This is a genomic window from Longispora urticae, assembly GCF_053902585.1.
In genome coordinates this window covers 266490-277934 of record NZ_JAQZSH010000018.1, presented here as the reverse complement: position 1 = coordinate 277934, position 11445 = coordinate 266490, and the positions used below count along the sequence as shown (strand labels likewise).

Annotated in this window: 10 protein-coding genes and 1 riboswitch; of the genes, 5 read left to right on the top strand and 5 right to left on the bottom strand. The window is 73.4% G+C overall.

Translation table 11 applies throughout. The features are described 5' to 3' along the window. Nucleotides 1-124: 124 nt before the first annotated feature. A riboswitch (cobalamin riboswitch) is annotated at nt 125-247 on the top strand. Nucleotides 248-377: 130 nt separating this feature from the next. Then, a complete protein-coding gene (locus PT931_RS09445) occupies nt 378-731 on the top strand; it encodes a hypothetical protein (RefSeq protein WP_456245322.1) in 354 nt (117 codons plus the stop codon). Between the two features lie 252 nt (nt 732-983). On the opposite strand, the gene PT931_RS09440 is transcribed toward PT931_RS09445, so the two are convergent. Beyond that, on the bottom strand, nt 984-2969 hold the full coding sequence (locus PT931_RS09440; protein WP_456245321.1) for a proprotein convertase P-domain-containing protein: 1986 nt from the start codon (nt 2967-2969) through the stop codon (nt 984-986). Nucleotides 2970-3296: 327 nt separating this feature from the next. On the opposite strand from PT931_RS09440, the gene PT931_RS09435 reads away from it, so the two are divergent. Next, entirely contained in the window at nt 3297-4742 is a 1446-nt protein-coding gene (locus PT931_RS09435; RefSeq protein WP_456245320.1) for a M4 family metallopeptidase, read from the top strand. A gap of 58 nt (nt 4743-4800) precedes the next feature. On the opposite strand, the gene PT931_RS09430 is transcribed toward PT931_RS09435, so the two are convergent. Next, complete coding sequence (locus tag PT931_RS09430; RefSeq protein WP_456245319.1) at nt 4801-5199, bottom strand: hypothetical protein; 399 nt, start codon at nt 5197-5199, stop codon at nt 4801-4803. Nucleotides 5200-5347: 148 nt separating this feature from the next. On the opposite strand from PT931_RS09430, the gene PT931_RS09425 reads away from it, so the two are divergent. After that, nucleotides 5348-8089 (top strand): BTAD domain-containing putative transcriptional regulator, encoded by a 2742-nt coding sequence (locus PT931_RS09425; protein ID WP_456245318.1) that lies wholly within the window; start codon nt 5348-5350, stop codon nt 8087-8089. 36 nt (nt 8090-8125) lie between these two features. Here PT931_RS09425 and PT931_RS09420 read toward each other — a convergent pair whose 3' ends face one another. Further along, complete coding sequence (locus tag PT931_RS09420) at nt 8126-8629, bottom strand: HAD domain-containing protein (RefSeq protein WP_456245317.1); 504 nt, start codon at nt 8627-8629, stop codon at nt 8126-8128. A gap of 138 nt (nt 8630-8767) precedes the next feature. Between PT931_RS09420 and PT931_RS09415 the strand changes: the two genes are divergently transcribed. Then, nucleotides 8768-9445: a DUF2975 domain-containing protein gene (locus PT931_RS09415; protein ID WP_456245316.1), complete on the top strand. Its 678-nt coding sequence runs from the start codon at nt 8768-8770 to the stop codon at nt 9443-9445. Next, entirely contained in the window at nt 9445-9687 is a 243-nt protein-coding gene (locus tag PT931_RS09410; RefSeq protein ID WP_456245315.1) for a helix-turn-helix domain-containing protein, read from the top strand. Before PT931_RS09415 ends, PT931_RS09410 begins: the two co-directional genes overlap by 1 nt. Here the strand turns inward: PT931_RS09410 and PT931_RS09405 are convergent. Further along, entirely contained in the window at nt 9650-10795 is a 1146-nt protein-coding gene (locus PT931_RS09405) for a M20 family metallopeptidase (protein ID WP_456245314.1), read from the bottom strand. The genes PT931_RS09410 and PT931_RS09405 overlap by 38 nt on opposite strands. A 251-nt stretch (nt 10796-11046) precedes the next feature. Then, complete coding sequence (locus PT931_RS09400; RefSeq protein WP_456245313.1) at nt 11047-11421, bottom strand: peptidase inhibitor family I36 protein; 375 nt, start codon at nt 11419-11421, stop codon at nt 11047-11049. Nucleotides 11422-11445 lie beyond the last annotated feature (24 nt).

The window sequence follows — 11445 nt, the reverse complement described above, 5'->3', positions numbered from 1 at the left end:
CGCCCCGAGCCCGTCGGGGCGCACCCGCGACACGGCGTCGCTCGGCACGGAGCACGCCCGCCCGGCGCGCCTCCGGGCGGGCATGTGACGGGGGCCACGCGCAGGGCCGGGGCGCCGTGGGGGTGTGCCAGAATTCGGACCGTTCAGGGCGATGGCGGACGAGGAAGCCGGTGCGAGTCCGGCGCGGTCCCGCCACTGTGAACGGGCGGCGTCCTCACGGGTGCCGCCCGCGAAGTCAGAGACTCGCGCCATCGCCTCCTCACGCGCCCGGGGCGGATCTCCCCGAGAGAGGCTGGCCGCGTCATGGCCTTCTTCGTCACCCGCCGGCACCCGGCGCACCGCTCCCGTGGTGCGCTCCCGACGCCCGGGCGCGCCTCGTGACCGCCACGGTCACCGTCTGCCGGGGCTGCTGCTGCGGTACGGCCCGCAAGGTCCCCGGGGTCGACCACGACGAGCAGCTCGACACCCTGCGCGACCTGACCGCCGGGCACGCCAGGATCCGGGTCGTCACCGACTGCCTCGGCCCCTGCGAACGGGCGAACGTGTTCGTCGTGCAGCCGGCGCGGGCCGGGCGCGCGGCCGGGGCCCGGCCCGTGTGGCTCGGCGGCATCACCGAACCGGCGCACATCCGGGCCATCGCCGACTGGGTCAACTCCGGCGGCCCCGGTCTCAGCGAACCCGACCCCGTCCTGAAGGCCCGCCGGTTCCCGAAACCCGCGAACGCCAGCTGAGAGGCGCGGGTCCAGGCCGGGCACGCCCGACCGCTACCGGAGTCCGACGCCGCCGACGCCTGAGCGGGCACCGGTTCCCGGCCGGCCACGTGCCGTGCCGTCGGGAGGCCCGCACGCTCCGGTGCGCGCTGTCGGACGCGGGTGGTGTGGGCCCCCGGGGCCCCGTACCCGTCGAGGTCTGGTTCGAGGGGTCGAACAGGCGGGGGACCCGCAGCGCGGGCACGCTGCGGGTCCCTGGCTCACGATGTCAGCTCAGAGCGTGAGCGTCCACGTGTCGATCTTGCCGACGTCGTTGCTGGCGGCGTCCTGGACCCGGAGCTTCCAGGTCCCGGTGCGCGCCTCCGAGGACAGGTCCACGGTGAACGTCTGGTCGATGTTGTCGGCGCTGCCGCCGGCCCGGTTGTGCAGCACGTAGGCGGTGCCGTCCGGGGCGACGACGGAGACGACCAGGTCACCCTTGTAGGTGTGCACGATGTGCACCTCAACCTTGCTGGTCGCCGACGCGTTGCCGGTGCAGTTGGCGGGCGTGATCGGGCTCTCCACGGTGGCGTTGTCGACGATGGCGACGTCGGTGCCGTTGGTGCCGGAGCAGCCGGGCGGGACCCCGCCGGTCAGGGTCAGCGTCCACGTGTCGATCTTGCCGACGTCGTTGGAGGCGGTGTCCTGGACCCGGAGCTTCCAGGTGCCGTTGGCGACCTCGCCGCCGAGGTTGACGGTGTACGTCTGGTTGATGTTGTCCGCGCTGCCCCCGGTGCCGTTGTGCAGGATGTAGGCGCTGCCGTCCGGGGCGACCAGGTTGACGACCAGGTCGCCGATGTAGGTGTGCACGATGTTCACGGCGACGGTGCTGGTGGCCCCGGCGTTGCCCGAGCAGCCCGAGATCGTCACCGAGCTCTCGACGGTGGCGTTGTCGACGATGGTCACGTCGGTCGGGTTGGTCGCGGCGCACCCGGCCGGCCCGTTGACGGTCAGGGAGTACGAGGTGGTGCGGTCGGCCACCGTGCCGTCACCGGCGACCGTGACGGTGTAGGTGCCCGGGGCGGTGGCGGTCGTGGTGGCGATGCTCAGGGTCGACGAGCCGCCCGAGGTGACCGTGCCGGGGCTGAACGAGGCCGTGGCCCCCGCCGGCAGGCCGCTGGCGGACAGCGTGACGCTCTGCGCGGCCCCGTTGGTGACGGTCGTGTTCACCGTGGTCGTCGCGGTGCCGCCCGGGTCGACCGAGCCGGCCGACGGGGCGGTGGCCATCGAGTAGTCGTCGCCCTGGGGCGCGCCGACCGCGAGGGTCCACAGCGCGTGCGCGGCGGCGTCGCCGGCCCGGTTGATGACCGTGGTGTTGATGTTCGACGGGTACGTGTCGCACGCCCGGTGGTAGCAGGGGTCGTACGAGGCCCCGGCGGTGCCGCCCCACTTGGTGGCCTGCGCAGACGTCTTCGTGGCGCTGGCGCCGGCGGCGACCCCGCTGGTCTGGATGCCGCCGCTGTTGAAGGACGCGTCGTCGGAGCGGCCCGCGCCCTCGACGTTCTCCTCGGTCTGTACGCCGATGGAGTCGTAGTACGCCTTGAGGACCTGCCCGGTGGCGCTGGTGATCCGGTTGATGAAGTACCCGGCGTTGGTCGAGGCGACCATGTCGAAGTTGAAGTAGCCCTTGATCTTCGTCTTCTCCGCCGCCGGCAGGTTGGTGACGTAGAAGTCGGAGCCGTTGAGGCCCTGCTCCTCGTCGGTCCAGAACCCGAACCGGGCGTGCTTGAGCATCGTCGGGTTCGTCGCCGCGAGGGTCAGGGCGACCTCGAGGACGGTGGACGAGCCGCTGGCGTTGTCGTTGCTGCCCGGGCCGGCCGACACGCTGTCGAGGTGCGCGCCGAGCATGTACACCTGGCTGGTGTCGCCGCCCGGCCAGTCGGCGATCACGTTCGGGCCGGCGCCGCTGGTGCAACCGGAGGTGCAGGCCTGCTTGACGACGGTGAACCCGGCGGCGACGAGCTTGTCGTAGACGTAGTTCACCGAGGCGGTGTAGCCGGCCGAGGTGGAGCGCCGGTTGCCGCCGTTGTTGGTGGCGATCGTCTGGAACTGCTGCAGGTGCGCCTTGACGTTGTCGAGGGAGATGTCGGGCGCCGCGAGCGCGGCACGGACCGGGGCGGGCGCCGGGGTGGCGGCCGACGCGGAGGCGGGGACCATGACCGCGACAGCGGCGGCCAGGGCGAGGGTCGCGAAGCCGCGGAGGATCGGGGGTCTACTCACGCCGTACTCCTTGAGGGGGGAGTGGACGCGGTGAGGGTGCCCGCGTCCAGGGAAAGCCAGCATGGTCGATATCGACGGGTGTAACAACCCTTCGGCGCGGGGAAGGCACACCTGACATAACAGCGCCGGTTAAGCCAGGCTTATCTATCTCTCAATAGGACCTTTGCTTCCGATAACGATGTTTCCGGTGCTCTCCTCATTTCGCCCGAAGATCTCTACCGTCGACTCAGGTTCGTCGATGATTGGAGTTCCGATGCCCAGACGTCCCCTCGCCGCCGCGGTCGCGGCCGCTTCCCTGCTGGTGGCGACCCGGCCGGCGCCGACGTCGTGTACGCCCCCGGCGGCCCCCGCTTCGCCCGGCTGTCCGTCACCGGGGAGAAGCGCGTCTACACCGACGCGGTCACCGGCGCCCCGATCGCGTCGTTCGACGAGGTCAGCCACGACGTCGGCCGCGGCCACCACAACGGGCAGGTGGACCTGGCCACCACCGCGGGCACGCTGAAGGACCCGGGGCGCGACGGGCTGCTCTGCGGGCCGGAGACCACGAAACAGCCGTACACGAACACGACCACCACGTGGGGTACCGGCGACGCCCAGGACCTCGTGACGGCCTGCGTGGACGCCTACTACGGCGCGGCGAAGCAGTACGACATGCTGCGCGACTGGCTCGGCCGCAGCGGGATCGACGGCACCGGCAAGGCCTTCCCGCTGTACGTGGGCTGGGACGCCGCCAACGCCTACTGGTACACCGGCTCCGGGTACGCCCGGTTCGGCCACAACACGAAGAACACGAAGTGGCTCACCTCGCTCGACGTCGTCGGCCACGAACTCGGCCACGCGATCTTCCAGCACACCCCCGGCGGCTACGGAACCCCGAGCGAGAACTACCCGCTCAACGAGGCCACGGCCGACATCTTCGGCGTGCTCACCGAGTTCTACGCCGCCAACCCGAACGACCCGGGCGACTACGACATCGGCGAGGAGGTCGACTTCGCCGGCGACGGCAAGCCGATCCGGTACATGTACGACTCCGCGAAGGCCGGCCAGCGCAACTGCTACGAGGCCGGCATGCCCACCAACGACTACTACTCCGCCGGCGGCCCCCTGCGGCACTGGTTCTACCTGGCCGCCGAGGGCTCGCAGCCCACCAACGGCCGCCCGGCCAGCCCGACCTGCGACAACTCCACGGTCAAGGGCCTGAGCCTGCGCACCGCCGGGGAGATCTTCTACAACGCGCTGCTGCGCAAGACCTCCGCCTGGGACTACGCGGCGGTCCGCAGGGACACCCTCGCGGCGGCCCGCCAGCTGTTCCCGAACGGCTGCGCCGAGTTCACCGCCGTCCGCGACGCGTGGAACGCCGTCAGCGTGCCGGCCCAGCCGGGCGAGGCCACCTGCGCCGGCACCCCGAGCCCGACCGCCTCCCCGGCCGGTCGCACCTTCCGCGACGGCACCGCCCGGCCCATCGCCGACCTGGCCACCACCACCGGCTCCGTCACCACGAACCTCACCGGCGCGGCGGCCAGCCCCGTCACCCTGACCGTCACCATCGAGCACAGCTGCGCCGAGGACCTCACGGTCACCCTGCGCGGACCCGACAACAGGTCCTATCCGGTACTGGCCAGCAGGAGCGGCGCGTGCACCCGGTGGTCGGGGGCCCGCACGTTCACGGTGCCGTCGGTGACCTCGCCGGCCGGGGGCACCTGGAAACTCCTCGTCGCCGACAACTACCGGCAGGACACCGGCACCCTGACCGCGTGGACGGTGACGCTGTAGCGGGTACCCGTCGTGGGTGGGGCGCGGACCCGGCACCAGGTCCGCGCCCCCCCGACGTCTAGTAGGCGATGGTGCCGGTGATCACCTTGAAGTAGGAGTTGGGGTAGGCGAACTTCACCTTGAACGCCGAGCCGTTCGGGATGCCGGAGCCGCCCGACGGCACCTGCCAGCCGGTGCTCAGCTGCGTCGTCGGGTTGCAGTCGGTCTGGCCCTGGTAGACCCGGATCACGCACGCCTTGGCGGTGTAGCTGCTGGTGCGCCGCACGTTCACGTCGTTGCAGTGCGTGGAGCCGTAGAGCGTCCCCGTCACGGCGGAGTCACCGCTGGACTCGAGCTGGAACCCGAAGTCGTGGGTCACCGCGGTGTAACAGTCGCCGCCCGCCGAGGCCTGGGCGGTGCCGACCACGGTCAGGCTCGCCACGCCCAGGAGCGCGGCGGCGAAGATCTTCTTGATCACGTCTATCCCTTTCGGAGGGTGAACCGTTGGACGGACTCTCGCCGATCACGGTTCGCGGCCGGTATCCTGCGGGTATATCGCCAGCTCGGAACAGCTGGCCGCGCTCCGGGCGAGGTCCGGGGCCCCAACCCTGCGACCCGGAGGACGTGTGCGGTTTCGGATCCTGGGGCCACTGGAGACCGTCGACGGCGAACGGGACGCCACCCCCGGCGGACGCAACCTGCGGGTCCTGCTCGCCGTCCTGCTCACCCGGCCGAACCTGGCCGTGTCCGTCGACGCGCTGACCGAGGCGGTCTGGGCCGGCGCACCCCCGAGAACGGCGGCCAAGAACCTCCAGGTGTACGTGTACAAGCTCCGCAAGGCCCTCGGTGACGACCGGATCATCCGGCACCCGCACGGCTACGCCCTGACGGTCCGGCCCGGCGAACTCGACGCCGACGTGTTCGCGACCCTGGCCGACGAGGGCGCCACGGCCCTCGCCGCCGGGGACGTCCGGGGTGGACGGACCCGGCTCGCCGACGCGCTGGCGCTGTGGCGCGGCGAGGTCCTCGCCGACCTGGCCGACGTCGACGCCCTGCGCGAGACCGTCACCCGGCTCACCGGGCACCGGCTGAACACCCTGGAGTCCCGGATCGACGCCGACCTCCTGCTCGGCGCGCACCACGAGGTCGCCGCCGAACTGGAGTCCCTGCTGAGGGAACACCCCCTCCGCGAACGGCTGCGCGGCCAACGGATCGTCGCCCTGTACCGGTCCGCCCGGGTCGCCGACGCCCTCCGGGTCTACCAGGAGGGCCGCCAGCTCCTCGTCGACGAGCTGGGCGTCGAGCCCGGCCTCGCCCTGCAACGCATGCAGCTCGCCATCCTGCGGGGTGTGGACCCCGGACCCGAGGTCCGGACGCCCGCGCCCCGCGGCGTCCCCGCGCAGCTGCCGTCCGACATCGCGGGGTTCACCGGCCGCGCCGACCAGCTCGCGGCCCTCGACCAGCTGGTCGGCGACCGGGACGGGGGCCGCCGCCCGCACGCCATCGCCGCGATCGTCGGACCCGGCGGGGTGGGCAAGAGCGCCCTGGCCGTGCGCTGGGCCCACAGCCGGCTCGCCGACCACCCCGACGGGCAGCTGCACGTGGACCTGCGCGGCTCCGGCGCCGGGCCCGCGCTCACCCCGCTGGAGGTCCTCGGCAGGCTGCTGCGCGGGCTCGGCCAGCAGGACGCGGAGCTGGCCCCGGACCTGGACGAACGCGCCGGCCAGTACCGGTCCGCGCTCGCCGGTCGGCGGGTCCTCGTCGTCCTCGACAACGCCGCCTCCTCCGAGCAGGTGCGCCCGCTGCTGTCGGGCACCGGCCCGCAGACCACCCTGGTCACCAGCCGCCGCCGGCTCGACGGGCTCGTGGTCGCCGAGGGCGCGTACCAGCTGGAGCTCCTCCCGCTCCCCGAGGCCGACGCCGTCCGACTCGTCCGCGCCGCCACCGGGGTCGCCGACGGGCAGGACACCCGGATCGCGGCCCTCGTCGGCCTGTGCGACCGGCTGCCGCTGGCCCTGCGGATCGCCGCCGCCCGGCTGACCGGCGAGTCCCGCTGGACCCTCGCCGCGCTCGTGGCCGAACTCGGCGACGAACACCGCCGGCTGTCCGCGCTGGCCCTGCCGTCCGGCGACGCCGCCGTGCGGACCGTGTTCGCCGGCTCCTTCGCCGCCCTCACCCCCGCCGCCCGGGACCTGCTGGCCGCCATGGGCCTGCACCCCGGCCCCCAGCCCTCCCTCGACGCGTGCGCCGCGCTCGGCGACGTCCCCCGCGCCGTGGCCGCCGACCTGCTCGACGAACTGCACGCCCGGCACATGGTCGTCCGCACCGCCCCCGACCGCTACCAGCTGCACGACCTCGTCCGGCTGTACGCCCGCGAGCACGCCGCCGGGCGGTCGGCCCCGCTGGAACGGGTGCTGCGCTGGTACCTGTCCGTCGCCGACGGGGCCGACCTGACCCTCCGTCCGTACCGGACCCTGAACCTCGACCTGGCGGAGCCGCCCGTCTTCGGGTCCGACACCGAGGCGGTCGCCTGGTTCGACGGGGAGGCCGACAACCTGCTCCCCGCGGTCACGGCGGCCGAGCACACCCACCCGGAACTGTGCTGGCAACTGGCCGGCGTCCTGCACGGCTGGCTCGAACGCGGCCAGCGCCGCACCGACTGGCTGCACGTCTACCCCGTCGCGATCCGCGCCGCCCACGCCCTCGGCGACGTGTCGGCGGAGGCGTTCATGCGCCAGTCCCTGGGCGTCTGCTACTACTACCTCGGCCGCAAGGACCTGGCCATCGACCTGCTCGAACAGGTCCTCGACGCCCGGCGGCGCGGCGACGACCCCCAGCTGCTCACCACCGCCCTGATGAACCTCGGCAACCTGCGCGGCGACGCGGGCGACTACGAGGGCGGCATCGCGCTGCTCCGCGAGGCCCTGACCCTGTCGGAGTCCCTCCCCGACCACCGCTCGATCGCCGGCACCATGCTCAACTGCCTCGGCTGGGCGCACCAGACCGAACAACGCTGGCAACAGGCCGTCGACTGCTACGAACGCGCGGCGGACCTGGCCCGCGACCTCGACGACGCCCAGGCCCTGTCCTACGCGGAGGGCAACGTGGCCACCGTGTACGCCGCCCAGCGCGACCACGACCGGGCCCTGCGGTTCTGGGACCGGGCCGCCCGGTCCGGCCGCCGCGCCGCCGACCGCCGGCTGGAGGCCAACGGGCTGGCCGGGATGGGCCGGGCCCGGATCGCGATCGGGCGGCCCGAGGAGGCGCGGCGGGACCTGCGGCGGGCGCTGGCGGCGTACGAGGACATCGCGGACGCGTCGGCGGACGACGTACGCGCCCTCCTGGCCCAACTGGACCACCTGACGTAGCCCTCCGCGCGGGTTGTCGCCCGCCGCCCGCGCGGCTCAGTCCCGGGCGTCCCCGCCGCCCGCGCGCAGCCAGCCGTCGACGGCGGCGAAGTCGGCGTCCGTGAGGCCCCGGCGCGGATCGACCCGGTGCAGCAGCGCCCGCCCCGGGTGGTGCGCCGCCACCCAGGCCCGGTCGGCGGCCGTGATCTCGTCGTCCACCCAGACGAACGCGCGCCCCGCCGCGCGCCCGACCAGAGTACGGGTCTTCCAGTGCAGCCCGGCCCGCTCGTCGTCGCCGTCCGCGTCGGACGGCTCCGGCCAGGTCACCACCGGCAGTTCCGGCAGGCCGAGCCGGGGCGCGACGCACTCGTTCGCCTCGGCCATCCACGTCGTGGCCCAGACGAGTTCGCAGGGCAGCGCGGCCAGCCGGGGCCCGTGGGCGGGGTTGATCCGGGACAGCAGGGGATTGTGGTCCACGGGTCCGTAGGTCGGGTACGGCTGTGCCGCCCCGAAGGGGATGACCGGTCCGTCGACATCGAGGAAGAAGAGGGGCCGGGCCATGGCCGCACGATAGCGGACCACGGGCGGTCCGGTGAGGACGGCGCTTGACAGTACCCGTCGGCATAGCGATTATCGTTATATCGAATATCGATATGCCGGCGCCGTGTGGCCACCGGCGTCCGACCCGGAGGACCCACCGTGGAAGCCAGCCCCTCGCTCTATACCGTGATCCTCGTGGCCGCCGTCGCCTTCGCCTTCATCGCCGTGCGCGCGTCGAGACGCAGCAACGGCGGGAAGGGCTGGCTCGGCCCGATGCACGCCGTGCTCACCGCCCTGCTCGTGAGCGATGTCGTCGCGATCCTCCAGGTGGTGTTCGGGCAGGGGCAGTTCCCGCTCGGCGCGATCGACGCCGGCGAGCTGTTCCCCGGCGAACTCCTCCAACGCCGGGAGTACCACGACCTGTCCCCGGGCATGGTCACGGTGACCTCCGGCGACCCGTCGGTCCTGTGGCACGCGCTCTACGCCACCGGACACGGCCTCGCGACCGGCCTCGCCGTGATCCCGATGCTCCTCCTCGCCCGGCGGCTGGTCCGCCAGGCCCACGAGGCCGACCCGTTCACGCCGGACATGGTGCGCCGGCTGCGGATCCTGGGCTTCATGGTCCTGGGCGGCGGGGCGCTCTCGCACGCGGTGTCCTACGCCGCCAGCGTCGCCCTGATGCGTGTCGCGCTGCCGGCGGGGCTGGACCGGTTCGAGGTCCGGCCCGACGTGGGCGCCACCGCGTGGTGGGTGCTGCCGGGCCTGCTGGTGCTGGCGTTCTCCGAGATCGTGCGCCGGGGCTGCGCGCTGCGGGCCGAGCTGGACGAGGTGATCTGATGCCCCCGGAGGACGACCACCGGGTGGACGTGCACATCGACCGGCTGCTGGCCGAGCGCGGCATGACCCTCACGGAACTCGCGCACCGGATGAACATCAGCCTGCCGAACCTGTCCATCCTGAAGAACGGCCGGGCCCGGGCGGTGCGGTTCAGCACACTGACCGCGTTGTGCGAGGCCCTCGACTGCCAACCCGGAGACCTTTTCACGGTACGACCGGCCCCGGCGCCCCCGGACCGCTGACCGGTGCGCGGTCCGGTGCGCACAGCCGGCCGATCAGCTCGACGAGCAGGGCCGCCCGGTCCGGCAGCGACGCGACGTCGACCTGCTCGTCGCGCCCGTGCGGGTACGCGCCGACCGCGCCCAGCCCGCACAGCGTCGGCACCCCGAGCGCCCCGGTCAGGTTGGCGTCCGAACCCCCGCCGGAGCGCACCCCCTCGGGCACGGGCAGCCCGAGCGCCGTCGCGGCGGCCCGGAGCTCCGCGAGCAGCCCGGCGGTGGCCTCCGGCTCCAGCGGGTACCTGTTGACCCCGCCGACCACGGCCACCGCCGCCCCGGGCAGCACCGGGGTGAGGGCCCGCAGCGCGACGTCGACCCGGTCGAGTTCGGCGCGGCCCCAGGCGCGGACGTCCAACCGGACCGTGGCCGCCTCGGGCACCGTGTTGGACGTGGTCCCCGACGCGGCGACGGTCGGCGTGACCGTCGTGTCCCGCCCGGGGTCGGCGAGTTCTGTCACGGCGAGGATCTGGTGGGCCAGTTCGACGCTGGCGTTGACCCCGAGGTGCGGTTCGAGCCCGGCGTGCGCGGCCCGGCCGGTGACCTCGAGCGTGTAGCCGGCCAGGCCCTTGCGCGTACTCTTGGCGGCCCCGCTGTCGGCGCTCGGTTCGCACACCAGGACCGCCGCCGACCGGCGTGCCTGCTCCTCGATCAGGGTCCGGGAGGCGGGGGAGCCGATCTCCTCGTCGCTGGTCAGCAGCACACTGATCCGGCTCCGGTCCGGCAACGCCTCCAGGGCGGTGAGCATCAGCACGAGACCGGCCTTCATGTCGAACGAACCCGGGCCGCGCAGCACCCCGTCGACGATCGAGAACGGCAGCTCCGCCAGGGTGCCGACCGGCCACACGGTGTCGAAGTGCCCGAGCAGCAGGACCGCCGGGTCCTCCGCCGCCCACAGCAGCTGGGGCCGCCCGCCCAGGACGACGCGGTCGACCGGCCGGCCCAGGACCGGGTCGAACCACCCGACGAGCAGGTCGGCGCACCGGTCGAGCGCGTCCGGGTCGTGCGACGGGGATTCGCGCTCCACGAGCTGGCGGATCCGGTCCGTCATCCGCGCCGTGCGACTGGTGTCCACAGTGATCCCTCCGCCGAACCGGTACGCCACCACCGATCCTCGCGGGTGCCGGCACGAAGTTCAACGAGTCCGACATGGGTGATCGGTCACCGGAGGTCCGGCGCGTGGCCCGGGGCTGGGCTCGACCGGCGGTCGGACGGCGCCCGGGTCGGACGGCGCCCGGGTCGGACGGCGCCCGGGTCGGACCGCGCCCGGGTGGCGGCGCGCGGCCCGGGCGGCGTCCGTGCCGACGCCACCCGGGCCACGCGGGCTCAGCAGCCGTACCAGGGCCGCCTGCGCAGCGAACTGACCTCCCAGCCGAAGCCCGCGGTGTCCCCGTCGTACCCGGCCGTGAAGACCTGCACGTTCCCGTTGTACCCGGCGTCGGAGTACAGGCACCAGTTGCCGTCGGTGCTGTTGTTCGCCCAGTCCACGTTGTCGTTGAACACCCCGCCGGCCACCCCGCTGAGGTCGTACGCCCCGGTCTCCATGACCAGCCGGTTGCCGGCCGGGTTGAAGATGCAGAACCGCCCGCCCGGACAGTCGCTCTCCGGTGCCGCCGACGCCGGGGCGACCGTCGCCCAGAGCGCCGCCCCGACCAGGACCGCCACGGCCGCCACCGCGCGTGCTCGCTTCCCAGTACCCATCTCAAGCCTCCCCGTGGAATCCGC